The sequence below is a fragment of the Variovorax sp. R-27 genome, from assembly GCF_049913215.1.
Taxonomy (GTDB): Bacteria; Pseudomonadota; Gammaproteobacteria; order Burkholderiales; family Burkholderiaceae_C; genus Variovorax.
In genome coordinates this window covers 975,594-1,001,236 of sequence record NZ_CP183984.1, presented here as the reverse complement: position 1 = coordinate 1,001,236, position 25,643 = coordinate 975,594, and the positions used below count along the sequence as shown (strand labels likewise).

Below are 25,643 nucleotides of genomic sequence, written 5' to 3'. Positions count from 1 at the left end.
CTTAGTTGCGCACTGGCTTGCCGGTGCTGAGCATCCCCATGATCCGCTCCTGCGTCTTGGGATGCACGATGAGCGAGCAGAACGCCTTGCGTTCCAGCGTCATCAGGTATTCCTCGGTCACGAGCGAGCCGGCGTCCACATCGCCGCCGGTGACCACGTTCGCGATCAGGCTGGCAATGTGGAAGTCGTGCGCGCTGATGAAGCCGCCGTCGCGCATGTTCACCAACTGGCCTTTGATGGTCGCGGCGCCGCTGCGGCCCGCCACGCGGAAGGTGCGGCGCAGCGGTGCGCGGTAGCCGGCGTCGGCCATGGCCTTGGCCTGCTGCAGCGCCACGTACAGCAGCTCGTCCTTGTTCGGCACGATAACGTCGCTGTCGAGCAGGTAGCCCAGCTTCTTCGAATCGAGCGCGCCAGTGCCGACCTTCGCCATCGCCGCAGCGGTGAAGCCTTCGGTGAGGAACGGCAGCAGGTCGCTACCCGTGGAGGCCGCTGCGTTCTCCGCGGCACGACGCGCGATGTAGGTCAGGCCGCCGGCGCCGGGGATCAGGCCCACGCCGACTTCGACCAGGCCGATGTAGCTTTCCATCGCCGCCACGCGCTTGGCCGAATGCACGGCCAGCTCGCAGCCGCCGCCCAGCGCCATGCCACGCACGGCCGAGATCACCGGCACGCTGGCGTAGCGGATCTTGAGCATCACGTTCTGCAGCTCTTCCTCGGCGCCTTCGACCGCGCCGATGCCTGCGACCACGAAGGCCGGCAGCATCGCCTGCAGGTCGGCGCCGACCGAGAACACTTCGTCGGGCGACCAGATCACCAGGCCCTTGTATTCGGCTTCGGCCAGCTCGACCGCGGCGCCAAGCGCCTCGGCCACGTCGGGACTGATGGCGTGCATCTTCGAATGGATGCTGGCGATGAGCACTTCGCCATCGAGCGTCCACACGCGCACGTCGCCTTCGTCGCTGACGGTGGTGCCGGCCGTGTTGGCATCGGCTGCGTTCGCGCCGAGCACGCTCTCGGGGAACAGCTGGCGGTCATGCACCGGCAGCCTGCGCTGCGGCACGAACTTGTTCTGCGATGCGCTCCACGAGCCTTCGGGCGTGTGCACGCCGCCGGCCTCGGCCACCGGACCTTCGAACACCCACTTGGGCAGCGGTGCGCTGCTCAGCGCCTTGCCTGCGTCGATGTCTTCCTGCACCCACTTGGCGACCTGCGCCCAGCCGGCCTCTTGCCACAGCTCGAACGGGCCCTGCTTCATACCGAAGCCCCAGCGCATGGCGAAGTCGATGTCGCGTGCGCTCTCGGCGATGTCGCCCAGGTGCACGGCGGCGTAGTGGAAGCCGTCGCGCAAGATGGCCCAGAGGAACTGGCCCTGGGGTCCTTCGCTCTCGCGCAGCAGCTTCAGGCGTTCGCCCGCGGGCTTCTTCAGCATGCGGCCATACACCTCGTCGGCCTTGGCGCCGGCGGGCACGTATTCACCGCTCTTCAAATCAAAGCGCAGGATGTCGCGGCCGACCTTCTTGAAGAAACCGGCCTTGGCCTTCTGGCCCAGGTTGCCCAGCTCCAGCAGCTTGGCGAGCACCGGCGGTGTCGCGAAGTTGGCGTAGAACGGATCGGTCTCGGCGTTGAGGTTGTCCTGCAGCGTCTTCACGACGTGGGCCATCGTGTCGAGACCCACCACGTCGGCGGTGCGAAAGGTGCCCGAACTCGCGCGGCCCAGCTTCTTGCCGGTGAGGTCGTCCACCACGTCGGGCGTCAAGCCGAACTTCTCGACTTCCTTCAGCGTAGCCAGCATGCCGGCGATGCCGACACGGTTGGCGATGAAGTTGGGCGTGTCGTGCGCGCGCACCACGCCCTTGCCGAGCGTGCTGGTGACGAAGGCTTCGAGGTCGTCGAGCACCTGCGGCTGCGTGGTGGGCGTGTTGATCAGCTCCACCAGGAACATGTAGCGCGGCGGGTTGAAGAAGTGAATGCCGCAGAAGCACGGCTTCAGCGCTTCGGGCAGTGCCTCGCTGAGCTTGGTGATCGACAGGCCCGAGGTGTTCGAGGCCAGGATCGAATGCTTGGCAACGTGGGGCGCGATCTTCTTGTACAAATCGAGCTTCCAGTCCATGCGCTCGGCAATGGCTTCGATGATGAGGTCGCACTCGCCGAGCTTGCCAAGGTCGTCTTCGTAGTTGGCCTGTTCGATCAGGCCCGCATCGGCCACGTCGCCGAGCGGCGCGGGCTTGAGCTTCTTGAGGTTGTCGATGGCGCGCGTGACGATGCCGTTCTTCGGGCCTTCTTTTGCGGCCAGGTCGAACAGCACGACAGGCACGCGCACGTTGACGAGGTGGGCCGCAATCTGCGCGCCCATCACGCCGGCGCCGAGCACGGCGACCTTCTTCACTTGAAATCGGGACATGTTGCTTGGTATTTCTTGGATTGGTTGCGCGCAGGCTTGTTACTGCACGCGGTTCCAGGTTTGGGTACGCCAGAAGGGGCCCAGGTAGCCGCGCACTTCGAGCTTCTTGCCGCCGTCGACGGGCGTGTAGCTCGCGCGGTATTCCTTGCCGTTCTCGGGGTCGAGGATCTTGCCGCCTTCCCAGACTTCCTTGCCTTCGGCCTTCTTGCCGCCGCGGATGATGTCCAGGCCCACCATGGGCTTGCCCTTGCGGTCGTCGCTGCATTCGTCGCAGGTGGCGCCGGGCTTGGCGTCCTTGCCCAGTGCCTTTTCGATGCGGCCGAGCAGTGCACCGTTGGTTTCATCGATGCGGATCTCGGCCTTGACCTCACCGGTCTTGTCGTCAACGTTGCGCCACAGGCCGACCGGCGTGACCTGGGCCATGGCCGAGGCTGCGGTGACGGCGAACAGAACGGCGGCGAATGTTTTCTTCATGCGTGTCTCCCGGCGAAGTGAAGGAAAAGGCAAAGGGCTTGCTTCAGGCCAGTGCCGCGTCGGTGTCCATCAGCACCTTGCTGCCGGCGCGCGCGGTGCGCATCAGCGTCGCGGTCTCGGGGAACAGCTTGGCGAAGTAGAAGCGCGCGGTCTGCAGCTTGGCGACGTAGAACGGGTCGGTGTTGCCGGCGGCGATTTCGCGCAATGCGACCTGCGCCATGCGGGCGAACAGGTAGCCGAACACGAAGTGGCCGGCCACGCGCAGGTAGTCGACAGCAGCGGCGCCCACTTCGTCGGGATTCTGGAAGCCCTTGAAGCCGATCTCGGTCGTGAACTTGGTGAGCTGGTCGCCCAGGCCCGCGATGGGGTTGATGAACTCGGCCATCTTCTCGTTGACGCCCTCTTCTTCCACCAGCTTCGCAACCAGCTTGCCGAACTTCTTCAGCGACGCGCCGTTGTTTCCCAGCACCTTGCGGCCCAGCAGGTCCAGCGACTGGATGGTGTTGGTGCCTTCATAGATCATGTTGATGCGGTTGTCGCGCACGAACTGCTCCATGCCCCATTCCTTGATGAAGCCGTGGCCGCCGAACACCTGCATGCAGGCGTTGGTTGCAACGTGGCCGTTGTCGGTGATGAAGGCCTTGACGATGGGGGTCAGCAGCGCGACCAGTTCGCCGGAGTCCTTGCGCACCTTCTCGTCGGGGTGGTTGTGCTCCTTGTCGAGCAGCAGCGTGCAGAAAATTTGCAGCGCGCGGCCGCCTTCGGCATAGGCCTTGGCAGTGAGCAGCATCTTGCGCACGTCGGGGTGCACGATGATGGGGTCGGCTTCCTTGTCCTTGGCCTTCACGCCGGAGAGCGAACGCATCTGGATGCGGTCCTTGGCGTAGGCCAGCGCGTTCTGGTAGGCCACTTCGGTCAGGCCCAGCGACTGGTTGCCCACGCCCAGGCGCGCGGCATTCATCATCACGAACATCGCGGCCAGGCCCTTGTTGGGCTCGCCCACCAGCGTGCCGGTGGCGCCTTCGATCACGATCTGCGCGGTGGCGTTGCCGTGAATGCCCATCTTGTGCTCCAGGCCGGCGCAGAAGATCGGGTTGCGCTCGCCGAGCGAACCGTCGGCCTTGACCTTGAACTTCGGCACCACGAACAGGCTGATGCCCTTGCTGCCCTTGGGCGCGTCAGGCAGGCGGGCCAGCACCAGGTGAATGATGTTGCTCGTCATGTCGTGCTCGCCGGCCGAGATGAAGATCTTGCTGCCGCTGATGCGGTAGGTGCCGTCCGCCTGCGGCTCGGCCTTGGTGCGCAGCAGGCCGAGGTCGGTGCCGCAATGGGGTTCGGTCAGGCACATGGTGCCGGTCCATTCGCCGCTGGTGAGCTTGGGCAGGTAGGTCTTCTTCTGCTCGTCGGTGCCGTGGGCCGCCAGCGCCTCGTACGCGCCGTGCGAGAGGCCGGGGTACATGGTCCAGGCCTGGTTGGCGCTGTTGAGCATCTCGAACAGGCACTGGTTCACCACGAACGGCAGGCCCTGGCCGCCGAAGGCCGGGTCGCACGACAGCGCGGGCCAGCCGCCTTCGATGTACTTGGCGTAGGCGTCCTTGAAGCCCTTGGGCGTCTTGACTTCGTGCGTGGTCTTGTCGAGCGTGCAGCCCTCTTCATCGCCGCTGATGTTGAGCGGGAAGGTCACTTCGGCGGCGAACTTGCCGGCCTCTTCGATCACCGCGTTGATGGTGTCGGCATCGGTCTCGGCATGTGCCGGAAGCGCCTTGAGTTCCTCGGCGACGTTGAGCACTTCGTGCAGCACGAACTGCATGTCGCGCACGGGTGGGTTGTAGGTAGGCATCCGGAACTCTCCTGGTCGAAGCTAGATAGAAAAAAGAAAAAGGGGAAAACGAAAACGGGGCAGGCCGCGCGCTTCTTCAGCGCACGGTCTTGAGGCGGCGGCCGGCCGGCGCGGCCGTGTCGGCCTTGGGCGCATCGGGCGTGGCGCTGCGCGCGAGGATGTTGTCGAAGCCGACGTTGGCGCGGCCAATGGAGCCGGGCACCTGCAGGAAGCGCGCTTCGTAGTGCAGCGCGAGGATCAGGCCGTGAATCTCGAACGCCACCTGGCGCTCGTCGGCATCGGCGCGCAGATGGCCTTCGCTCTGCGACTGCACGATGGCGCGCAGCACTGCCGCCTGCCAGATGCTGACCGACTCGACCAGCGCATCGCGCACCGGGCCTGGGCGGTCGTCGAATTCGGAAGCGCCGCTGATGTAGATGCAGCCCGAGTCGATTTCGGTCGAGGTGCGCTTCATCCAGTTGGCGAACATGGCGCGCAGGCGCGGCAGGCCGCGCGGCGCCTTCAGGGCGGGGAAGAACACTTCCTGCTCGAAGCGTGCGTGGTATTCACGCACCACCGAGATCTGCAGTTCTTCGCGCGAGCCGAAGTGGGCGAACACGCCCGACTTGCTCATCTTGGTGATTTCAGCCACCGCACCGATCGACAGGCCCTCGAGCCCGATCTGCGCGGCCAGCGCCAGCGCGGCGTCGACGATGACGGCCTTGGTCTGCTGGCCCTTCTGGGCGGCGCGAACGGGCTTGGCGGGAACGGCTGCTGCGGTCATCGTGGAATTTCCATGCAAAAACGAACGGTCGTTCTATTTTGCAGGGCTTTACCACTTTCGCCCGCAAGAAACCTTCAGGTATTGAAGGTTAATTAATGCGGGACGGGGCGCAATCGGCCCCATCCCTACCCCTCGGAAGCTCTCTTCAGAATTCCTGCGACACCGGCCGCAGCACGACTTCGTTGATGTCCACGTTCGCCGGCTGCTCCACCGCGTAGACGATGGCGCGCGCCACCGAATCCGACGGGATCTGGTTGGCGTCGTAGAACGCCTTCACGCCCGCAGCGGACTCGGCATCGCTGCTGCCGAACTTCAGCTCCGACTCGACCGCGCCGGGCGACACGATGGTCACGCGCAGGCCGCTGTTGCCCACTTCCACGCGCAGGCCTTCGGAGATGGCGCGCACCGCGTGCTTGGTTGCGCTGTAGACGGTGCCGATGGGCGTGAACACCTTCAGCCCGGCAATGGATGCGACGTTGACGATGTGCCCGCTGCCCTGCGCCTGCATGCGCGGCAGCACGGCGGCAATACCGTAGAGCACGCCCTTGATGTTGACGTCGATGGTGCGGTCCCACTCGTCGACCTTGAGCTTGTCGAGAGGCGACAGCGGCATGACGCCCGCGTTGTTGACCAGCACGTCGATGCGGCCGAAGGCCTCGACGGTGGCGGCTGCGAGCTTGTCGAGGTCGGCGCGCTTGGCCACGTCGGTGGCCACGGCGATGGCCTCGCCGCCGGCTTCGCGGATCTCGGCGACGACCTTGTCGAGCCGGTCGGTGCGACGGGCCGCGAGCACCACTTTTGCGCCGCGCGCAGCCAGGTGACGCGCCGTCGATTCGCCGAGCCCGCTGCTCGCGCCGGTAACGATGGCGACCTTGCCCTTGATGTTGTCTTGAACGGATGTCATGGGAAATTCCTTTCGGGTGTGTGGAAGAAGTGCCTCCAGTGTGGAAAATCCACATGTTCCCGTAAATGAAACTCTGGCGACTTCAGAATTCCTCAGAAAGGAACTCTCAACACCATGTCCAATCGTCTCGAAGCCCTGCGCGTGTTCTGCGCCGCCGCCGATGCCGCCAACTTCCGCGACGCGGCGGCGCGGCTTTCGGTGTCACCGCAGGTGGTGACGCGCGCGGTGCGCGAGCTCGAAGACGAGCTCGGCGAGCCCCTCTTCCACCGCAGCACGCGCGGCGTTCAGCTCACCGACTTCGGTCGGCAGCTCTCGGAGCGGGCGCGCACCGCCCTGAGCGGAGTCGACGAACTCTTCCATCGCACCGACCGCCGCGCACTGTCGCAGCACGAGGGCACGGTGCGGGTCACGGCGCCGGGCATCTTCGGGCGCCAGCTCATTCCGCAGGCGCTGGCGCCGATGCTCGCCGCGCACCAGGGCCTGGTGCTCGACCTGCGCGTCTCGGAGTCGCATGCCGACGTGGTCGGCGAGCAGATCGACATCGGCGTGCGCGTGGGCCCGCTGCGCGATGCCCGCTTCGTCGCGCGGCCGGTCGGCCGGATGGCGCTGCACGTGGTGGCCGCGCCCTCGCTGATCGCGCGTACCGGCGTGCCGAAGAAGATCGAGGCGCTGGCCTCGCTGCCGCTCACCGCATTGATCGATCGCAAGTCGGGCCGGCCCTGGCCGATGATGTTCCGCAAGGAGCGCCAGCTGGCCGTGACCTCGCCGGCCTTCGTCACCGACGACTTCGACACCGAGTGCGCCGCGGTGCTCGCGGGCCTGGGCTTCGCCCAGTTGATCGGCTCGCTGGCCGAGCCCTGGATCGAGCGCGGCGCGCTGGTGTCGGTGCTGGAGGCCGAGGCGCCCGAGCCGTGGCCGATTTATGTCTACCGCTCGCAACGGGCGCCTGTGCCGGCGCGCGTGCGGCTGGTGTACGACGAGCTGATCCGCGTGTTGCGCTGAACGCTACGCCCGCTGCCAGGCGCCGGGCGTGAAACCGAAGTGGCGCGTGAAGATGCGCGTCATGTGGCTCTGGTCCGCGAAGCCGCTTGCGGCGGCGGTGTCCGCGAGGTTCGTGCCGCGTCGGATCAAGGCGCGTGCGCGTTCGGCACGCTGCAGCAACAGCCATGCGTGAGGCGGCACGCCGTAGGCCTTCTGGAAACGACGCAGCAGCTGGAACTTGCCGAGGCCGGCCATCGCTGCAAGCTCATCGAGCATGGGTGCGGCAAGCAGGTCATCGGCGAGGCGCTCGCGCACCAGCCGCACGTCGCCATCGATCTCGGGCTGCGGCACGGCGGTGGAATGGCCATCGAGCAGCAGGCCGCAGACTTCGACCAGCGACTCTTCGCAGGCTAAGGCTTCAGCGCTCGCAGAGGCGCTCGCGGCGCGGTTACGCCAATCGTCGAGATGGGTGAACAGGCGGCGCAGTGTTTGGACCAGCCGCAAGTCCTTGAGCACGGGCCGTGTGAATTCAACGCTGCCGTCCATCGCGGCGCCGCCCAGCATGCCCGCCATCACTGCCGCGTCGAAATACACCATGCGCCAACGCCGCGACGGCCCGCCGAGCGGCCGGCCGTCGTGCACTTCCCCGGGATTGGTGGTGATCAGATCGCCCGCATAGGCATCTACCTTGCCGCGGCCGCTGGCCGAGCTTTGCGCGCCATGGTCGAGCAGGCCGACGCCGTAGGTCGAATGCCAGTGCCGGCCGTAGTGGCGGGCACTGTCCATCGCGGTGCCGTGGACGCCCTCCCAGGGCGTTCCAAAGACCTGCGAGCGATGGTCCGGCGGCGTCTTCATCCGCCGGATGATCTCAGAGAACTGCGTTCAGAGCTTGAACGGAATCACTTCCTGTCGCTGCTCGCCCAGGCCTTCGATGCCCAGCGTCATCACGTCGCCCTTCTTCAGGAAGAGCGGCGGCTTCATGCCCATGCCCACGCCGGGCGGCGTGCCGGTGGTGATGACGTCGCCGGGCATCAGCGTCATGAACTGGCTCACGTAGCTCACGATCTTGGCCACGCTGAAGATCATGGTCTTGGTGCTGCCGGTCTGCACGCGCTGGCCGTTCAGGTCGAGCCACATCGAAAGCTTCTGCGGGTTCTCGATTTCGTCGCGCGTCACCAGCCAGGGGCCGAGCGGGCCGAAGGTGTCGCAGCCCTTGCCCTTGTCCCAGGTGCCGCCGCGCTCGATCTGGTATTCGCGCTCGCTGATGTCGTTGATGGTGCAGTAGCCGGCCACGTAGTCGAGCGCGCTCTTTTGCGACACGTAGCGTGCGCGCGTGCCGATGACCACGCCGAGCTCGACTTCCCAGTCGGTCTTGACCGAGCCCTTGGGCAGCATCACCGGATCGTTCGGGCCCTGGATGCAGCTGTTGGCCTTGGTGAACACCACGGGTTCCTTGGGCACCGGCAGGCCCGATTCGGCCGCGTGGTCCGCGTAGTTCAGGCCGATGGCGATGAACTTGCCGACGTTGGCCACGGGGCTGCCGAAGCGCGGCTTGCCCTTGACCAGCGGCAGCTTGTCGATCTTCTGCTTGCGCAGCTTGGCAATGGCGGCATCGCCCAGCTGCTCGGGGCCGATGTCCTTGACGACGGCGCTCAGGTCGCGCAGCTGGCCCTTGTCGTCGATGAGGCCGGGCTTTTCCTTGCCGGGGTTGCCATAGCGGACGAGTTTCATGCTTTCCTTTCAGTGCATTGAATTGAATTGATCAGTACGTGGAGCGGCCGCCGGAGAGGTCGAAGACCGCGCCGGTGGAGAACGAACAATCTTCGGTGCAGAGCCAGCCGACCATCGCGGCCACCTCCTCCACCGTGCCGAAGCGGCCCATGGGAATCTTCGAGAGCATGAAGGCGATGTGCTCGGGCGTCATCTGGTCGAAGATGGCCGTCTTCACCGCCGCGGGCGTCACGCAGTTCACGCGGATGCCGGTGTCGGCCAGCTCCTTGCCGAGCGACTTGGTCAGGCCGATGACGGCCGCCTTGCTCGCGCTGTAGGCACTGGCGTTGGGGTTGCCCTCCTTGCCGGCCACCGAGGCGATGTTGACGATGCGGCCGTAGCCACCGCTACCGCCGGTGCCCTGCTTGCGCATCTGCGCGACCACTTCGCGGCAGCACAGGAACACGCCGTTGATGTTGACGTCCATCACCTGGCGCCAGTCGTCCACGGGGTAGTCCCACAGCCTGGTGTTGGGGCCAGTGATGCCGGCGCTGTTGACCAGCGCGTCGATACGCGGCGCGTGCGCCAGCGTGGCGGCCACGGCCTTGGCGACAGAGGGCTGCTGCGACACGTCGACCTTCAGCGCAAAGGCCTTGTCGCCGAGCGACTCGGCCGCCTTCGCGGCGGCGTCTTCATCGCGGTCCCACAGCGTGACGCTGCCGCCCGAGGCCACGAGCCGCTGCGCGATGCCGAAGCCGAGCCCCGTGGCGCCACCGGTGACGACCGCGTGGCGGCCCTTGAAGTCGAGCTGGTTCATATGGTGATGCCGCCGTCGACGGTGAAGGCCTGGCCGGTGGCGAAGACCGATTCGTCGCTGGCGAGGAACACCACCACCGGCGCGATTTCCTCGGCCTGCGCGAGCCGGCCCATGGGCTGGCGCGCGATGAAGGCCTTGCGCGCGGCTTCAGGGTCGGCATTGGCGTTGATGCGGTCGCCAAGCGAGGGCGTATCGACCGTGCCCGGGCAGACGGCGTTGCAGCGGATGCCGCGGGCCACGTAGTCGGCCGCCACGCTCTTGGTGAGGCCCAGCACCGCCGCCTTGGTGGTGCCGTAGACAAAGCGGTTGGGCAGGCCTTTCATGCTGGAGCACACGCTCGCCATGTTGATGATGCTGCCGCGCCCGGCCGCCAGCATGCCGGGCAGCACGGCCTGGATGGTCCACATCTGGGCGCGCACGTTGAGGCTGAAGGCGAAAAGCAGCTCGTCGTCGGTGGCCTGCTCGATGGTGCCGTTGTGCACCACGCCCGCGCAGTTGAAGAGGACGTCGAGCGCGGGCAGCTTCGCCACCACCGCGCCGATGGCGGCCTTGTCGAGCACGTCGAGCTTGAGCGCGGTGACGTTGGGCACGCCCGCGTAGCGTTCGAGCAGCTTCTCGTTGACGTCAGTGGCCCAGACCTGCGCGCCCTCGGCGGCCATGGCCAGCACGCTGGCGTAGCCGATGCCCTGGCCGGCGGCGGTGACCAGCGCGGTCTTTCCCTGCAATCTCATCGGTGTCTCCTCTGGTCGTGTCTTCGGGTTAGGCCCGATGATGGCGCGGGCGGTGTATCGTATTCTGAATTGGCCTTACCACTTGTCCAATTCAGGACAACCCTTAAGCCCCTCGACCTCCTTTTTTCGCTCCCGTGCCGATCCAGACCCTCGAACCCCAGCGCCTCTACCGCCAGATTGCCGAACAGTTGCGCGTGCTCATCGGCAAGGGCGAGTTCGCGGTGGGCGCGCGCATTCCGGCCGAGCGCGACCTGGCCAAGCAGCTGGGCGTGAGCCGGCCCTCGGTGCGCGAGGCGCTGATCGCGCTGGAGGTGGAAGGCTGGGTCGAGATCCGCACCGGCTCGGGCGTGTACGTGCTCGACCGCTCGCACCGCACGGCGCCGCCCGCCAACGGAGCGGCTGGCGCTGAGTGGGGGCCGCTCGAAATCATCCGCGCGCGCCGCCTGGTGGAAGGCGAGACCGCCGCCACGGCGGCCCAGTACGGCAAGCGCAAGGACGTGGACGCCATCCGCCGCGCAATCAAGATGATGCGCGAGATGGCCGCGCGCAGCGAAGTACCGCACGAGGGCGATCGCGCCTTCCACCTGGCCATCGTCAACGCTTGCGGCAACGTGGTGCTGACGGAGACAGTGCAGGGCTTCCTGGAGTCGCGCCACGGGCCGATCTTTGCGCGGATGATCGATTACTTCGAGACCATGGACTCGTGGCAGGCTGCCATCGGCGAGCACGAAGCCATCCTCGACGCCATCGCCGCGCGCGACCCGGCAGCGGCGCGCGAGGCAATGCACCAGCACATGGACAAGTTCCACCAGAGATTCAGCGCGAGCTGGCGCCGCGCGAAGGTCTCCTGACAAACAAACAAGCGCCGGCAGGCACCACGATGACCCCCTACATCCGACTCCACCCCGCCGATGACGTCGTCATCGCGCGCTCGCAACTGCTCGGCGGCACCGTCGTCGAAGGTGTGGCCGTTCGCGGCCTGATTCCGCCGGGCCACAAGATCGCGATGCGCGACATCGCCCAGGGCGAGCCGGTGCGGCGCTACAACCAGATCATCGGATTCGCGAGCAAGCCCATCGTCGCCGGCGAGCACGTGCACACGCAGAACCTGAACATGGGCCCGGACAAAGGAGACTTCGAACGCGATTACGCCTTCGGCGCCGACGTGAAGCCCGCCCCTGCGAAGCGCGAGGCCACCTTCATGGGCATCAAGCGCGCCGACGGCCGCGTGGCCACGCGCAACTACATCGGCGTGCTGACCAGCGTGAACTGCTCGGCCACGGCCGCGCGCGCCATTGCAGACCACTTCTCGCGCAAGACCAACCCGCAGGCGCTCGCGGCGTTTCCGAACGTGGACGGCATCGTCGCGCTCACGCACGGCACCGGCTGCGGCATGGACACGCAGGGCATGGGCATGCAGATCCTGGAGCGCACGCTGACGGGCTACGCCACGCACCCGAACTTCGCGGGCGTGCTGGTGGTCGGGCTCGGCTGCGAGGCCAACCAGATCAACGCCTGGCTCGCGACCGGCCACCTGGCCGAGGGCGAGAACTTCCGCACCTTCAACATCCAGGACACGGGCGGCACCCGCAAGACGGTCGAGAAGGGCGTGGCGCTCATCAACGAGATGCTGCCGCGCGCCAATGCGGTGAAGCGCGAACCGTGCAGCGCGGCGCACATCACCATCGGACTGCAGTGCGGCGGCTCGGACGGCTACTCGGGCATCAGCGCCAACCCGGCGCTGGGTGCGGCGGTCGACCTGCTGGTGGCGCATGGCGGCACCGCCATCCTCAGCGAAACGCCCGAGGTGTACGGCGCCGAGCACCTGCTGACGCGCCGCGCGGTGAAGCGCGAAGTGGGGCAGAAGCTGGTGGACCGCATCAAGTGGTGGGAGCACTACACAGAAATCAACGAAGGCGAGATGAACAACAACCCCTCGCCGGGCAACAAGGCCGGCGGGCTCACCACCATCCTGGAGAAGTCACTGGGCGCGGTGGCCAAGGGCGGCACCAGCAACCTCGAGGCGGTGTACGAATACGCGGAGCCCGTTACCGCGCACGGCTTCGTCTACATGGACACGCCGGGCTACGACCCGGTGAGCGCCACGGGCCAGGTGGCCGGCGGCGCCAACCTGATCTGCTTCACGACCGGGCGCGGCTCGGCGTATGGCTGCGCGCCTTCGCCCTCGCTCAAGCTCGCGACCAACTCGGCGCTGTGGCAGCGGCAGGAAGAAGACATGGACATCAACTGCGGCGAGATCGTGGACGGCACGGCGTCGATCCAGGAGATGGGCCAGCGCATCTTCGAGCTGGTGCTGGCGACCGCTTCGGGCGCGCAGTCGAAGAGCGAACAGCACGGCTACGGCCAGAACGAGTTCGTGCCGTGGCAGGTCGGCGCGGTGATGTGACGTGATGTGAATCCATCGACAAGGAACGACATGGCCAACCTCCCCTTCGGATTTCTCGAGGGCACCGGCTTCGAGCACAGAGACCCTCGCTTCAAGTCTTGCATTCCCGGCCCCGAGCGCGTGCAGCGCCTGTGGACCGGTGCGCGCTGGTGCGAAGGCCCCGTGTGGTTCGCCGCGCACCGCACGCTGGTGTGGTCGGACATTCCGAACAACCGCATGCTGCGTTACGACGAAGTCAATGGCACGGTCGGCGTGTTCCGTGAACCTGCGAACAACACGAACGGCAACACGGTCGACCGCCAGGGCCGACTAGTGAGCTGCGAGCATCTAACGCGGCGCGTAACGCGCACCGAGCATGACGGAACGATCACCGTGCTGGCCTCGCACTGGCAGGGCAAGCGTCTCAATTCGCCCAACGACGTGGTCGTGCATTCGGACGGCGCCGTGTGGTTCACCGACCCGAGCTACGGCATCCTCTCCGACTACGAGGGCCTGAAGGCAGACAGCGAAATCGGCGCCTGCCATGTCTACCGCATCGACCCGGCGAGCGGCGAGGTCGAACGCATGGCCGACGATTTCGTGAAGCCCAACGGCCTGGCGTTCTCGCCCGACGAATCGACGCTGTACATCGCCGACACGGGTGCGAGCCATGCGGCGGACGGGCCGCGGCACATCCGCCGCTTCAGTGTCGGCCCCTATGCCAGGAGGCTGGACGGCGGCGAGGTGTTCGCCGAATGCACCAACGGGCTGTTCGACGGCTTCCGGCTCGACACCGAAGGCCGCATCTGGACCAGCGCGCTGGACGGCGTGCACGCCTATCACCCCGACGGCACGCTGCTCGGCAAGATCCTGATCCCCGAACGCGTGGCCAACGTCTGCTTCGGCGGCCCCAAGCTCAACCGCCTTTTCATCTGCGCGACCACGTCGCTCTATGCCATCACACTGAACGCGAAGGGAGTCTGATCCATGTCCAGAACACTGGAGGCCAACGGCCTGCAAGCCACCGTCACCCGCATCCTCGAGGCCGCGGGCAGTTCACCAGCCGAAGCACAACAGGTGGCCGCCAACCTCGTACTGGCGAACCTGAGCGGCCACGACTCGCACGGCGTGGGCATGCTGCCCCGCTACGTGGATGCGGTGGCCGAGGGCGGGCTGAAGCCGAATGCTGCGGTGCGCGTCAACCTCGACATCGGCACGCTGATGGGCCTGGACGGCCAGCACGGCTACGGGCAGATCGTCGGCGTGCAGGCGATGGAACTCGGCATTGCGCGGGCGAAGCAGCACGGCAGCTGCATCTTCACGCTCTCGCATGCGCACCACCTGGGGCGCATCGGGCACTTCGCGGAAATGGCGACGGCGCAGGGGCTGGTAGCCATGCACTTCGTCAACGTGCTGTCGCGGCCGGTGGTCGCGCCGTGGGGCGGTGGCGACGGGCGCTTTGGCACCAACCCGTGCTGCATCGGCATTCCGCTCGCGGGTGCCGAGCCCTTCGTGCTCGATTACGCGACCAGCCGCGTGGCGCAGGGAAAGATGCGCGTGGCGCACAACAAGGGTGAGCGCGTGCCCGACGGCTACCTCATCGACGAGAACGGCGCACCGACCAACGACCCCGGCGTGGTGGTGGTGCCGCAGGGCAACGGGCTCTTCGGCGCGCTCATGACTTTCGGCGAGCACAAGGGCTACGGGATGGCGGTGGCGTGCGAGTTGCTCGGCGGTGCGCTCACTGGCGGCGGCACGTGGCACCGGCCGGCGGACACCGCGCGCACGGTGTTGAACGGCATGCTGACGGTGCTGATCGACCCGGCGCGGCTGGGCACGCAGAAGTCTTTCGACGAAGAGGCGCGTGAGTTTGTCGAGTGGCTGAGGCAGAGCCCGCCGGGGCAAGGCTTCGACGAAGTGCAGATTGCCGGCGAGCCGGAGCGCAAGGCGCGCGCGGCGCGCCGCAAGGACGGAATCTGGGTGGACGACGCGACGTGGGGAGAAATCGTCGCGGCGGGAGCCAAGGTAGGCGTGGCCGTCGCATAGGGCTTTGGCGCCGACGGCTATCGGCGGGCGCTTCGCGACTTCTGGCTCAGCACCAGCGCGATGCCTCCCAGAATTGCCACCGAAGCAGCCGCCAGCCGCGGCGTGATCGCCTCCGACAGGAACAGCACGCCGCCGAACGCAGCCAGGAGCGGCACCGACAACTGCACGGTGGCCGCGCGCATGGCCGAAAGACGGCTCAGCGCCGCATACCAGACCGCGTAGCCGAGGCCCGATGTCAACGCGCCGGAAGCCACGGCAAGCACAAGGCCGGTCGCGTCCACGCGAGCGCTGGCAGCAAACACCAGGCTCAACGCCAAGGCAAGCGGCACGGCCCGCGTGAAGTTGCGTGCCGTAGCGGCCAGCGGGTCAGCCACCCCACGGCCGCGCAAGGAATACACGCCCCACGCCACACCCGCGATCGCCATCAGCACGGCGCCGAGAAGCGGCGGCGCGGCGATGCCCGGGGACACCAGGTAGACGAGTCCGCCAGCCGCCAGGACGAAGCCGAACCACGCGAGAGCCCCGAAGCGCTCGCCGCCAGAGCGCAAGCCCACGCCGAACATCGTCAGCTGGACCGCGCCGAACAGGATCAGCGCGCCCGTGCCCGCCGACAGGCTGAGGTAGGCGAAGGAGAAGAACGCGACATAGCCGAACAACATGACGGCGGCCAGCCAGTCGACGCGGGCGGACGAGGCCGGCGGCTGCGCCCTGAACCGCACGATGAGCCCCAGCATGAGCGCTCCCGCCACGAGCCTGACGCTGCCGAAGCTCGCTGCATCAATGCCTTTGTGCTGCAGCGCAAGCCGGCACAGCAGCGAATTGGCCGCGAACGCGAGCATGGCCACCGCCGTGAGGAGGATCGTCTGCAGCGTGGGCTGCCGGTTGTCGCGCGCGTCATCGGGCATGCGCCCTCCGTCGAGGAACCTGCGCAAACATTGGCCTGCCGCCGAGGCCCGGCGGCAAGGGGCGAGTTGATGCTACTCCGCTCGAAGATCCAAGGCGAGCCGGCCGACGCCCCGCAAGGGACGAGCGCGAATCAAACGATCAATGCGATCGTGGCTTCGAGGTGCTCGGATGGTGCGCGGCGGAAACCCGAGCGCGCAAAGCGCTGCAGCTGGCCCACGACGAAGGCCGTGAGCGCAGCGGCGCGCACCTGGGCGTCGACGCTGGGCGTGGCCGAGCCGTCGGCCGCGGCAGCCCCGCGCAACACCTGGCGCAGGGTGGCTTCGATCTTGTCGAAGAATTGGTTCATGCGCTGCTGCAGGCGTTCGTTCTCGTAGACCAGCGCGTCGCCCACCATGACGCGGGTCATGCCGGGGTTGCGCTCGGCGAACTGGACCAGCAGCGTGAGGATCTTGGCGGCCTGCTGGGCGCCGGTGGCGCCCTCGCGCTCGAGGATCTGGTTGACCAGCGTGAAGACGCTCTGCTCGATGAAATCGATCAGGCCCTCGAACATCTGGGCCTTGCTGGCGAAATGGCGGTAGAGCGCGGCCTCGCTCACTTCGAGACGGGCGGCCAACGCGGCGGTGGTGACCCGCTCGGCACCGGGCTGCTCGAGCATGGCGGCAAGCGCCTGCAGGATCTGCACGCGCCGCTCACCCGGCTTCGGGCGCTTGCGCGCCGGGGGAGTGAGCGTGTCCGCGGGGGTCTCTACGCCGGAAGCACTGGTCGTCTCTTCGTTCTGCATGGGAGCGCGTGCAAAGATGTAATCAATTGATTCTCGCACAGCGCAGTGAGCACGCGCCCACCCGTTCAACGGGCGCGGATCATCGTCCCGTAGGCCTGGTCGGTCAGGATCTCCAGCAGCATCGCGTGCGGCACCCGGCCGTCGATGATGTGCACCGCATTCACGCCGCTCTTGGCGGCGTCGAGGGCGCCTTCGATCTTGGGCAGCATGCCGCCCGAGATGGTGCCGTCGGCGAACAGGTCGTCGATTTCGCGCGCGCTCAGATTGGTGAGCAGCTTGCCGTCCTTGTCGAGCACGCCGGGCGTGTTGGTCAGGAGCATGAGCTTCTCGGCCTTGAGCACGGTGGCCAGCTTGCCGGCTACGACGTCAGCGTTGATGTTGTAGCTTTCGTTGTCCTCGCCGAAGCCGATGGGGCTGACGACGGGGATGAAGGCGTCGTCCTGCAGCGCCTTCACCACGCTGGGGTCGATGGAGACGATGTCGCCGACCTGGCCCACGTCATGGTGCACGTTGGGATCGGCACGGTCGGCCAGCTTGAGCTTTTGCGCACGAATCAGCCCGCCATCGCGCCCCGTGAGGCCCACCGCCTTGCCGCCGGCCTGGTTGATCAGGCCCACGATATCCTGCTGCACCTCGCCGGCCAGCACCCATTCGACGACTTCCATGGTCTCGGCGTCGGTGACGCGCATGCCCTGGATGAAGCTGCCCTTCTTGCCCAGGCGGTTGAGCGCCGCCTCGATCTGCGGGCCGCCGCCGTGCACCACCACCGGGTTCATGCCGACCAGCTTGAGCAGCACCACGTCTTCGGCAAAGTCTGCCTGCAGCGCCGGATCGGTCATGGCGTTGCCGCCGTACTTGATGACGATGGTCTTGCCGTGGAACTTGCGGATGTACGGCAGCGCCTGGGCCAGAATCTCGGCCTTGTCGCGCGGGGGGATGTTGAGGACGGGGTCGGTCATGGGCGGTCAGGCTCCAAAGCGAAGGACAGGGGAAATTCTCGCAAAGAAAGATGTCGTCAGGGGCGCAACCAGCGGGGCACCTTGAAGCGCACGATCATCAGGTACGCCCCCACATAGGTGGTGACGAACAGCAGGCAGAAGAACATCAGCACGATCGTGTTGTTCCAGAACAGCACGGCCGGCACCACCGACAGCGCGGCGAACATCCAGAGGTACGGCGAGGTGCGGTTGTTGCGCGCCAGCAGTTGCCGGGCCTCGTCGTCCGCGAAAGCCACGCGCACGATGCGCCGGAAGATCAGCTGGTGGAAATGCAGCGCATCGGCCGTGCCGGGCGACTGGCCGCGCGCCAGCTTGCGGTAGATGGAGAACAGCGTCTCCCACACCGGATAGATCAGCAGCAGCATCGGGAACCAGGGCGACACCACGCGGTGCCGCTGCACCAGCGTCACGCAGGCCACGGCGATCACCATGCCCCAGACGTAGGCCCCGCCGTCTCCGGCGAAGATCTTGCCGCGCGGGTAGTTCCAGACCAGGAAGCCGAAGGTGGCGCCGACCAGGCAGATGACCATGGCCGCCAGCTGCCGGTCGCCCACCTGCAGCGCCACGTGGGAGATAGCCAGGCAGACCAGCACGGCGACCGTGCCCGCGAGCCCGTTGTAGCCGTCGATGATGTTGAAGGCATGCGGCAGGCCGCCGATGGCCAAGGCCGCGAACAACACGGTGGCGTACGGAATCATCGCCAGCCAGCCGTCGACCGTCTCGAAGCCGGTTCGCGCCACGCCCAGCCCCAGCAGCCAGCACACGAGCAGCGCCGAGCCAATGGTGAGCCCCAGCCGGTAGCGCACCTTCACGTTCTGGGTAACGTCTTCGACAATGCCGCCCAGCACCGCCGGCAAGATGCACAGCAGCGTGAGCATCGAGGTCTTGACCGGCCACGACACGTTGAACGGATCGGTGCCGGTGATGCCGGCCGCCAGCCAGGCCACCCCCATGCCCACCAGGATGCCCGCACCGCCCAGGCGCGGCACGTGGCCTTTGTGAAAGCGCTGGGGCATGTCGGCGCCGTAGAGGCGGGCATGCCTGCGCGCGCGGCGCATGAACAGCTGGACCGAGAAGGCAGCGACGAAGAAACTGATGACGATCAGAGCAATCATGTGTGGGGGTTGGGGAACCCTAGAATTCCCGAGCGAAATTAGACCATGCCCACGCCCCCCTCCCCCCGCCCCCCGATCACCATTTCAATCGTGAGCCACGGCCAGCTCGCGCTGGTGCTGCCGCTGCTCGAGCAGCTGGACCGGCACAGCCGCGAAGTCATCGACAAGGTTTTGCTCACATTGAACATTCCCGAGCCCGATGTGCTCGCTGGCCGCAACTGGGGCTTCGAGGTGGAGCGGATCGAGAACGCGAGCCCCAAGGGCTTCGGTGCCAATCACAACCAGGCCTTCGAGCGCTGCGGCACGCCGTGGTTCCTGGTGCTCAACCCGGACATCCGCTTTGACAGCGACGTGCTGACGCCATTGCTCGCGCAGGCCGCGGCCGACGCCGGCCTGCTGACGCCGCGCATCCTGGAGCCCGGCAAGGCCGAGCCGGAGCCGCACCGGGCGATGCTCACGCCTCTTGAAATCGTGGGAAGAAGGAAGCCCGGCTATGTGCGGCCGACGGTGCCCGCGTGGATTCCGGGGCTGTTCATGCTGTTTCGCAGCGAGGTCTACCGGCAGCTCGGTGGCTTCGACGAGAAATTCTTCATGTACGGCGAAGACTTCGACATCTGCGCCCGCACCCGGCTCGCGGGGTGGAAACTGCAGGTCGGCGAAGACCTGGTCGCCCGGCACGACGCGCAACGAGAAAGCCACCGGAGCAAGAAATACCTGTACTGGCACGTGACCAGCCTGCTGAAGGTGTGGCTTTCGGGGTCGTTCTGGCGGTACTGGCGGCTTCGCGGTTGACCGATCAAGTCTGTCAGCCGCGTTCGAGCAAGTCTTGCGCGATGGCGTGCCCGCCGCGGCCGAAACGCGCATAGCGGCCGCGCGCCGCCTCGATCAGGATCGGCAGCAGACGCAGCGCCCGCGCCGCAGGAAGCTCGGCCCGGAACCGCTGATGCTCGACCTTGGCGCGCTGTGCCTCCAGATAAGCCGCCGGCACCTGGGCGCCCAGCTGCTGCAAGCGCAGTAGCAGTGCCTCAGCCCGACGCAACCGCGCCACGTGCTTGTCGCCGCGTTCGGCAAAGGCCTTGGCCATCTTCTCGGACAACGTGAGCCGCCGTGCGCCGATCTGGTTGCTGGCGTGCTGGCGGTAGTCGATGGTCGGCTCGGGCAGCACGTCCACGCGGCCGATGGCTGCCGCCACAGCGGCCAGCCATTCGTCGTGCACCCACTCCGGCGCGAACGGCAGCGCCGTGTCGAGCAGGGTCTTGCGGAACATCGTGGTGGCGCCGGTCACGAGGTTGCGGCGCAGCAGCACACCGAAGGCCTCGCCGTTCGCGATGGCTGCCAATTCGGCCGGCTGCACTTCGAGCGCGTGGAAAAGTGTGGAGCCCAGGGGTTTCAGTTCGGCATCGACGAGGCGCGCGTCGGTGTGCAGCAGCAGCAGGTCGGGCCGCGCCTCGAACTGCGCCACCATGCGCGCGAGCCGGCCTGGGTGCCAGGCGTCGTCCTGGTCGCACAGGGCGATGAGTTCATGGCTGCAGGCCCGCACGGCCTGCTCGAAGTTACGCGTGACGCCCAGGGGCGGCGTATTGCTGAACACGCGCAGCGCGACTTGGTCCGCTACGCCGCACTGCGCGAGGGTGTCGCGCACGACGGCCAGCGTGTCGTCGGTGGAGCCGTCGTCGGACAGCACGATCTCCCGCGGCAGCGGCGTCTGCGTGCAGATGCTGCGGATCTGCTCGGGAAGATAGCGCGCGCCGTTGCGGGTGCAGAGCGCGACGGAAACGTCGAGGGCCATCAGACTGGAGGCAGGCGGGGCGGCCAGGCGTAGCTGAAGTCTTCGCGGGCCAGCATGAGGTTGGGGCTGTAGGCGGGGTCGTTCTGGATGAGGGCGCCCCAGCGCTGGTGCATGTAGGCGGCTTCTTCCTGGAACTGTGCCTGCTTCTGCGACGAGACATCCTTGGCGCGGGTAGCGGACTCGTAGTGGAACAGCTCCGCGTAGGGCGTCCAGACGTTGCGCAGGCCCGCTTCGCGCAACCGGAGGCAGAAGTCGATGTCGTTGAAAGATTCCTTCAGATGCACTTCGTCAAGGCCGCCGACTTCGAGGTAGTGGCACTTCTGGATCACGAGGCAGGCCGCGGTGACCGCGGAGAGCGTCTGGATCAACGCCGCGCGGCCAGCATAGCCTTCGCGGCCCATCGGCATGCGGCGGTGCGAATGCGCGGCGATGCCCCCCACGCCCAGGATCACGCCGGCGTGCTGCAGAGTCTTGTTGGGGAACCACAGCCGCGCCCCCACGGCGCCCACGCCCGGCTGCACCGCAAGACTCACCATTTCGCTGAGCCAGTCCGGCGTGATGACCTCGATGTCGTTGTTGACCAAGGCCACCAGTTCGCCATTGGCCGCGGCAACCGCGCCGTTGTTCAGTGCCGCGTAGTTGAAATCGCGGTCGTCGCGCAGCACGCGGACATTCGGCTTCTCTGCGGCAATGCGCTTGAACCAGGCCAGCGTGTCCGGATCATCGGAGCCGTTGTCGACGATGATGATTTCGTAGTTCGAATAGCTGGTTTTCTCCAGAATCGACTCGACGCATTGCCGGGTCAGCTGCAAGGCGTTGCGTGTCGGGATGATCACGGAAACCAGTGGTAAGACATCGGGCAAGGCGTAATGCACGCGGTACCCGAAATCGAGGTGTTCGGCTGTGGCACGCACGCCTGTGCGCATGAAATGCTCGTTCAGCGCGCGCTCGCCTGCGATGGCCGCATAGGGCTTGGCGCTCATCGAACGGGCCGTGCTCTCGACGTGCACGCGCCAGTGGTACAGCACGCGCGGAATGTGCTGGATCTGGCTGGGCTGTATCCGCTCCATGCAGCGCAGCACCAGATCCCAGTCCTGCGAGCCTTCCATGCCGACGCGGAAGCCTTCGACTGAACGCATCAGTTCGGTCGAAAGCACGCCTAGATGGCTGAACATGTTCTGCGAGCGGAAGAGATCGACGTTCCAGTCCGACTTGAAATAGGGCCCGAACCGGTGCCCCCCCTCGTCGACCTTGTCTTCGTCCGAGTAGATCAGCTTCACGTCAGGATGGGTCGCGATGCAATCGGCCACCCAGAAAAGCGCGTGGGCCGGCAGCAGGTCGTCGTGGTCCATGAGCGCAACCCAGGAGCCCGAGACCAGTTCCAGCGCACTGTTGGAAGCGGCCGAGATGTGACCGTTTTTCGGGCGAAATACCACCTTGATGCGCGGGTCGCTCTCGCTGTACAACTTGAGGATCTCGCGCACCTCGGCCGAAGGCGACGCGTCGTCGGCGATGCAAAGCTCCCAGTTCGGATAGATCTGGCTGCGCACCGACTCGATAGCCTCGCGCAGCCACGCGGGGTTGGGGTTGTAGGTGGGCATCACGACCGAAATCAGCGGCCTGTCTTTCAGGGCAGCCACGCGCTGGGCGATCTTGTCGCGCAATTCGGGAGTCAGGGTGTCATAGCGCTGCACCCACTTCGTATAGTCGTTGTAGCCGCCGAAGCGCCGGCCCAGTTCCCAGCGGATGCCCGCCCAACCCGACTTCTTGAACATTCGCAATGCCCGCTGCACGCGCCCCATCATTCCGGGGCCTTGCCAGAGTCCGGCCAGGCCGAGGATGAATCGATAGACAGATTTCATAGAAATTGCGCACCCGCGAGGCGGATGAGGCGGAGCTTGTGAGGAAATACCTGAAATAGACAGGGCGATGCCGAAACATGGCGTCGCTGGCCTTGCGGGAGGGGATTATCTTCGCAACCAGCCGCCGCAAAGGACGACGGCGGCCGTTTCACTCCTACGCCGGACGTCGGGGGGCTGCCCGTAAAATTGGTCGGTCAAAAAGCTAAAGGAAAACAATGAGGCTACTCTCTGTGGTGCTCTCGGGAGGCGCCGGCTCCAGGCTCTGGCCTGCTTCGCGTCAGGCTTTTCCCAAGCCATTCATGAAAATCGGCGACTCCACGCTGCTTCAACAGGCTGTCGAGCGTGGACAGGCCTGCGGGACCGGTGACCTGATGGTCGTAACCAACAAGGACCATCTGTTCCTCACGAAGGACGTGCTCGGGCAGATGAGCGACCCGCCAACCACCACCTTTCTCCTTGAGCCCAAGGGGCGCAACACCGGTCCGGCCATCGCGCTTGCAGCGCTTCAGTGTGTTCGGCAGTTCAGCGGTGACACGGTGATGCTTGTCCTGTCCGCGGACCACCTCGTGCCGGACGTGGAAGCTTTCGTCGCCAGTGCAACAGAAGCCTTCCGCCTTGCCCAGGAAGGCAATCTCGTGGTTTTCGGAGTGAGCCCGACGAGCCCGGACACGGGCTTCGGCTATATCGAGGTCGAACATGTCTCGCGCGAGAGCCAGGAAGTCAAGCGCTTCGTCGAGAAGCCCGACCTCGGGACGGCGCAGAAGTACCTGGCCACCGGCCGTTACTACTGGAACAGCGGCATGTTCGCGTTCACTGCCGACACCATCATCGCGGCGCTCGAGAAGCACGCCCCCGAGGTGATAAGAGCGGCAAGGCGCGCACTCGAAACCGCCAAGACCTCTGGCGCATCGGTCAATTTCGATCTGCATGCGTTCGGTTTGCAGCCGGACATCAGCATCGACTACGCGGTGCTGGAGCACGCCTCGAATGTCCACGTGGTGCCCGCCAAGTTCAGCTGGAGCGATGTGGGTTCGTGGCCTGCGGTGTCCAATGCGCTGACGCCTGACGCCAGCGGCAACACGCTTCCCGACGATGTCGTAGCCCTCGACACGACGGGCACGCACGTGCAGATCGAAAGCTATGGCCCGAAGGTCGTTGCCACCATTGGCGTTCACGATCTCGTGATCGTCGACACGCCCGATGCGCTGCTGGTGCTTCACAAGGACAGCGCACAAAAGGTGAAGAAGGTCGTCGACGTGCTCAAGGCTCGCAAGCACGACACAGTGCATCTGCCGCCGGTGGTCCACCGTCCGTGGGGCACGTATGCCTCGCTCAAGGAAGAGGAAGGCTACAAGGTCAAGCGCATCACCGTCAGACCCGGCGAAGCGCTGTCCCTGCAATACCATCACCAGCGCGCGGAGCACTGGGTGGTCGTACAGGGGCGCGCCATCGTGCAAATCGGAGACACCGAGCACGAGACGCTCCCGGGCCAGTATCGGTACATTCCCCTGAAGGAAAAACACCGCCTGACCAATATCGGCGACGAGGAGCTCGTGCTCATCGAAGTCCAGTGCGGCGGCTACCTGGGCGAAGACGACATCGTCCGCCTCGCAGACACTTACGGCCGTACATGAGTCAAGTCCATTCCAATCTTCACCGAAGCGCCCTGTCCGACTGGTGGCAAGGCACCCGCCGCACCGATATCTGGTGGACCCTTGCCTGGTTCGACATCGTCCTGCGCTATCGCCGCTCCATGCTCGGCCCGATGTGGCTCACCTTGAGCATGGGCGTGATGATCGGTGGCATGGGGCCGCTGTACAGCTCGCTGTTCGGCACCGAGCTCTCGCGCTTCTTTCCTCACCTGGCACTGGGCATCATCTTCTGGGGCTTTTTCTCCAGCATCGTGACCGATGCCTGCAACGCCTTCGTCGGGTCGTCGAACTACCTCAAGCAGGGTTACTTTCCGATCAGCCTGTTCGTCTGGCGAAGCCTGGCGCGCAACCTGATCCAGTTTGCTCACCAGATCGTGCTCTACATTCCAGTGGCGATCTGGGCCGGCATCTCGTTGTCCTGGTCTGTGCTGCTCGTCCTTCCTGCCTTCGCCATCCTGATCGTCAACGCGCATGCGCTGGGCCTGCTGCTGGGACTGATCTGCACCCGCTATCGCGACGTCACGCAGATCGTCACCAGTGTGATGCAAATGCTGATGTTCCTCACGCCGGTGTTTTGGCTACCCGAAAGTCTTCCTGGACGTGCCAAATACGTACTCTGGAACCCGTTTGCACAAATGCTGGACTTGCTTCGAACCCCATTGATGGGGGGAGTGGCGCACATCCACAGTTGGCTGGGCATCCTGTTCTGGACGGTCCTGTGCCTTGCCGCAGCCACACTCCTGTTCTCGAAGTACCGCCGTCGCGTCGTCTACTGGCTCTGATCCATGGCATTCATTTCACTCAAAAACGTCGCCGTCAACTTCCCGATCTATGGCGCTGGCGCCAACTCCCTAAAGAAAACGCTTGCAGCCTCCGTGACCGGTGGGCGCTTCGGCAAGGAAACCGGCGTGACAGTGGTGCAGGCGCTCAGCGGCATCAACCTCGAGCTCAAGAGCGGTGACCGGCTCGGCTTGGTGGGCCACAACGGCGCCGGCAAGTCGACATTGCTGCGTACGCTGGCCGGAGTCTATGAGCCGTCCTCGGGAGAGTTCGCGCGCCAAGGCTCGGTCGCCAGTCTGATCGATCCGTCTCTCGGCATCGAGATGGACGCGACGGGCGTGGAGAACATCATGCTGCGCGGCCTCGTGATGGGCATGAGCAAAAGCCAGATCGACCGGCTCACACCTGACATCTGTGAATTCAGCGGCTTGGGCGAGTATGTGAACATGCCCGTGCGTACCTACTCAACCGGCATGATGATGCGCTTGGCGTTCTCGATCTCGACCAGCGTCGAAGCCGACATCCTGCTCATGGACGAATGGCTGTCCGTCGGCGATGCCGCCTTTACAGAAAAGGCAGAAAAAAGGATGAAGGACGTGGTGGCCAAATCCGGCATTCTGGTGCTCGCCTCGCACTCGCCGGATCTGATCGCCAAGGAGTGCAACCGGGTGATCCACCTCGAGCATGGACGAATAGTCGAACGATAG

At 65.9% G+C, this 25,643-nt stretch carries 24 protein-coding genes; 9 read left to right on the top strand and 15 right to left on the bottom strand.

What is annotated here, in order from left to right; translation table 11 throughout:
- Nucleotide 1: 1 nt before the first annotated feature.
- From ACN9MV_RS04430 to ACN9MV_RS04410, 5 genes are all read right to left on the bottom strand, one after another.
- Nucleotides 2–2,401, bottom strand: a complete 2,400-nt coding sequence (locus ACN9MV_RS04430) for a 3-hydroxyacyl-CoA dehydrogenase/enoyl-CoA hydratase family protein (protein ID WP_426391419.1) — start codon at nucleotides 2,399–2,401, stop codon at nucleotides 2–4.
- Nucleotides 2,402–2,440: 39 nt separating this feature from the next.
- Nucleotides 2,441–2,875 (bottom strand): DUF2147 domain-containing protein, encoded by a 435-nt coding sequence (locus ACN9MV_RS04425; RefSeq protein ID WP_093057294.1) that lies wholly within the window; start codon nucleotides 2,873–2,875, stop codon nucleotides 2,441–2,443.
- A gap of 43 nt (nucleotides 2,876–2,918) precedes the next feature.
- Complete coding sequence (locus tag ACN9MV_RS04420; protein ID WP_093057293.1) at nucleotides 2,919–4,715, bottom strand: acyl-CoA dehydrogenase C-terminal domain-containing protein; 1,797 nt, start codon at nucleotides 4,713–4,715, stop codon at nucleotides 2,919–2,921.
- A 76-nt stretch (nucleotides 4,716–4,791) separates the two neighbouring features.
- Nucleotides 4,792–5,478 carry a TetR/AcrR family transcriptional regulator gene (locus tag ACN9MV_RS04415; RefSeq protein ID WP_093057292.1) on the bottom strand — a complete coding sequence of 229 codons (687 nt, stop codon included), beginning with the start codon at nucleotides 5,476–5,478 and terminating at the stop codon, nucleotides 4,792–4,794.
- Nucleotides 5,479–5,623: 145 nt separating this feature from the next.
- The gene (locus ACN9MV_RS04410) at nucleotides 5,624–6,382 is read right to left on the bottom strand and encodes an SDR family oxidoreductase (RefSeq protein WP_307616805.1); all 759 of its coding nucleotides are present in this window, start codon (nucleotides 6,380–6,382) and stop codon (nucleotides 5,624–5,626) included.
- A gap of 114 nt (nucleotides 6,383–6,496) precedes the next feature.
- Between ACN9MV_RS04410 and ACN9MV_RS04405 the strand changes: the two genes are divergently transcribed.
- On the top strand, nucleotides 6,497–7,384 hold the full coding sequence (locus ACN9MV_RS04405) for a LysR family transcriptional regulator (protein WP_426391418.1): 888 nt from the start codon (nucleotides 6,497–6,499) through the stop codon (nucleotides 7,382–7,384).
- 3 nt (nucleotides 7,385–7,387) lie between these two features.
- Here ACN9MV_RS04405 and ACN9MV_RS04400 read toward each other — a convergent pair whose 3' ends face one another.
- Genes ACN9MV_RS04400 through ACN9MV_RS04385 form a run of 4 tightly spaced genes read right to left on the bottom strand, consistent with a single transcriptional unit; the run spans nucleotide 7,388 to nucleotide 10,621 of the window.
- Nucleotides 7,388–8,218, bottom strand: a complete 831-nt coding sequence (locus ACN9MV_RS04400) for an AraC family transcriptional regulator (RefSeq protein ID WP_426391417.1) — start codon at nucleotides 8,216–8,218, stop codon at nucleotides 7,388–7,390.
- A gap of 27 nt (nucleotides 8,219–8,245) precedes the next feature.
- On the bottom strand, nucleotides 8,246–9,094 hold the full coding sequence (locus tag ACN9MV_RS04395; RefSeq protein WP_093057288.1) for a fumarylacetoacetate hydrolase family protein: 849 nt from the start codon (nucleotides 9,092–9,094) through the stop codon (nucleotides 8,246–8,248).
- Between the two features lie 31 nt (nucleotides 9,095–9,125).
- Nucleotides 9,126–9,890, bottom strand: a complete 765-nt coding sequence (locus ACN9MV_RS04390) for an SDR family NAD(P)-dependent oxidoreductase (RefSeq protein ID WP_426391416.1) — start codon at nucleotides 9,888–9,890, stop codon at nucleotides 9,126–9,128.
- Nucleotides 9,887–10,621 (bottom strand): SDR family oxidoreductase, encoded by a 735-nt coding sequence (locus ACN9MV_RS04385; RefSeq protein ID WP_093057286.1) that lies wholly within the window; start codon nucleotides 10,619–10,621, stop codon nucleotides 9,887–9,889. The genes ACN9MV_RS04390 and ACN9MV_RS04385 overlap by 4 nt, the downstream gene beginning before the upstream one ends.
- 134 nt (nucleotides 10,622–10,755) lie before the next feature.
- Here ACN9MV_RS04385 and ACN9MV_RS04380 point away from each other — a divergent pair, with 134 nt between their 5' ends.
- The 4 genes from ACN9MV_RS04380 to ACN9MV_RS04365 are packed head-to-tail and all read left to right on the top strand — an operon-like array spanning nucleotide 10,756 to nucleotide 15,053.
- Nucleotides 10,756–11,472: a FadR/GntR family transcriptional regulator gene (locus tag ACN9MV_RS04380; RefSeq protein ID WP_354336895.1), complete on the top strand. Its 717-nt coding sequence runs from the start codon at nucleotides 10,756–10,758 to the stop codon at nucleotides 11,470–11,472.
- Nucleotides 11,473–11,501: 29 nt separating this feature from the next.
- Nucleotides 11,502–13,028, top strand: a complete 1,527-nt coding sequence (locus ACN9MV_RS04375) for a UxaA family hydrolase (RefSeq protein ID WP_093178346.1) — start codon at nucleotides 11,502–11,504, stop codon at nucleotides 13,026–13,028.
- A 30-nt stretch (nucleotides 13,029–13,058) separates the two neighbouring features.
- Nucleotides 13,059–13,991: an SMP-30/gluconolactonase/LRE family protein gene (locus ACN9MV_RS04370; RefSeq protein ID WP_307616810.1), complete on the top strand. Its 933-nt coding sequence runs from the start codon at nucleotides 13,059–13,061 to the stop codon at nucleotides 13,989–13,991.
- A gap of 3 nt (nucleotides 13,992–13,994) precedes the next feature.
- Complete coding sequence (locus ACN9MV_RS04365; protein WP_093057282.1) at nucleotides 13,995–15,053, top strand: malate/lactate/ureidoglycolate dehydrogenase; 1,059 nt, start codon at nucleotides 13,995–13,997, stop codon at nucleotides 15,051–15,053.
- A gap of 17 nt (nucleotides 15,054–15,070) precedes the next feature.
- Here the strand turns inward: ACN9MV_RS04365 and ACN9MV_RS04360 are convergent, their stop codons facing one another.
- The 4 genes from ACN9MV_RS04360 to ACN9MV_RS04345 all read right to left on the bottom strand — a co-directional run bounded on the left by ACN9MV_RS04360 (nucleotide 15,071) and on the right by ACN9MV_RS04345 (nucleotide 18,853).
- Nucleotides 15,071–15,958, bottom strand: coding sequence for a DMT family transporter (locus ACN9MV_RS04360; RefSeq protein ID WP_093079164.1), 888 nt, complete (start codon nucleotides 15,956–15,958; stop codon nucleotides 15,071–15,073).
- 131 nt (nucleotides 15,959–16,089) lie between these two features.
- On the bottom strand, nucleotides 16,090–16,740 hold the full coding sequence (gene slmA, locus ACN9MV_RS04355) for a nucleoid occlusion factor SlmA (RefSeq protein ID WP_093057280.1): 651 nt from the start codon (nucleotides 16,738–16,740) through the stop codon (nucleotides 16,090–16,092).
- A gap of 65 nt (nucleotides 16,741–16,805) precedes the next feature.
- Nucleotides 16,806–17,699 (bottom strand): acetylglutamate kinase, encoded by an 894-nt coding sequence (argB, locus tag ACN9MV_RS04350; protein WP_093057279.1) that lies wholly within the window; start codon nucleotides 17,697–17,699, stop codon nucleotides 16,806–16,808.
- 56 nt (nucleotides 17,700–17,755) lie between these two features.
- Nucleotides 17,756–18,853 carry a glycosyltransferase family 4 protein gene (locus tag ACN9MV_RS04345; protein WP_093057278.1) on the bottom strand — a complete coding sequence of 366 codons (1,098 nt, stop codon included), beginning with the start codon at nucleotides 18,851–18,853 and terminating at the stop codon, nucleotides 17,756–17,758.
- Between the two features lie 45 nt (nucleotides 18,854–18,898).
- On the opposite strand from ACN9MV_RS04345, the gene ACN9MV_RS04340 reads away from it, so the two are divergent.
- On the top strand, nucleotides 18,899–19,645 hold the full coding sequence (locus ACN9MV_RS04340; protein WP_093057277.1) for a glycosyltransferase: 747 nt from the start codon (nucleotides 18,899–18,901) through the stop codon (nucleotides 19,643–19,645).
- Between the two features lie 13 nt (nucleotides 19,646–19,658).
- On the opposite strand, the gene ACN9MV_RS04335 is transcribed toward ACN9MV_RS04340, so the two are convergent.
- Nucleotides 19,659–20,642, bottom strand: a complete 984-nt coding sequence (locus tag ACN9MV_RS04335; RefSeq protein ID WP_426391415.1) for a glycosyltransferase family 2 protein — start codon at nucleotides 20,640–20,642, stop codon at nucleotides 19,659–19,661.
- Nucleotides 20,642–22,504, bottom strand: coding sequence for a glycosyltransferase family 2 protein (locus ACN9MV_RS04330; RefSeq protein WP_426391414.1), 1,863 nt, complete (start codon nucleotides 22,502–22,504; stop codon nucleotides 20,642–20,644). Before ACN9MV_RS04330 ends, ACN9MV_RS04335 begins: the two co-directional genes overlap by 1 nt.
- A gap of 215 nt (nucleotides 22,505–22,719) precedes the next feature.
- Between ACN9MV_RS04330 and ACN9MV_RS04325 the strand changes: the two genes are divergently transcribed.
- From ACN9MV_RS04325 to ACN9MV_RS04315, 3 genes are read left to right on the top strand one after another with little or no spacing between them, the layout of a single operon-like run.
- A complete protein-coding gene (locus ACN9MV_RS04325; RefSeq protein ID WP_426391413.1) occupies nucleotides 22,720–24,138 on the top strand; it encodes a mannose-1-phosphate guanylyltransferase/mannose-6-phosphate isomerase in 1,419 nt (472 codons plus the stop codon).
- Nucleotides 24,135–24,938 (top strand): ABC transporter permease, encoded by an 804-nt coding sequence (locus ACN9MV_RS04320; RefSeq protein WP_426391412.1) that lies wholly within the window; start codon nucleotides 24,135–24,137, stop codon nucleotides 24,936–24,938. The genes ACN9MV_RS04325 and ACN9MV_RS04320 overlap by 4 nt, the downstream gene beginning before the upstream one ends.
- Before the next feature lie 3 nt (nucleotides 24,939–24,941).
- The gene (locus tag ACN9MV_RS04315) at nucleotides 24,942–25,643 is read left to right on the top strand and encodes an ABC transporter ATP-binding protein (protein WP_258351348.1); all 702 of its coding nucleotides are present in this window, start codon (nucleotides 24,942–24,944) and stop codon (nucleotides 25,641–25,643) included.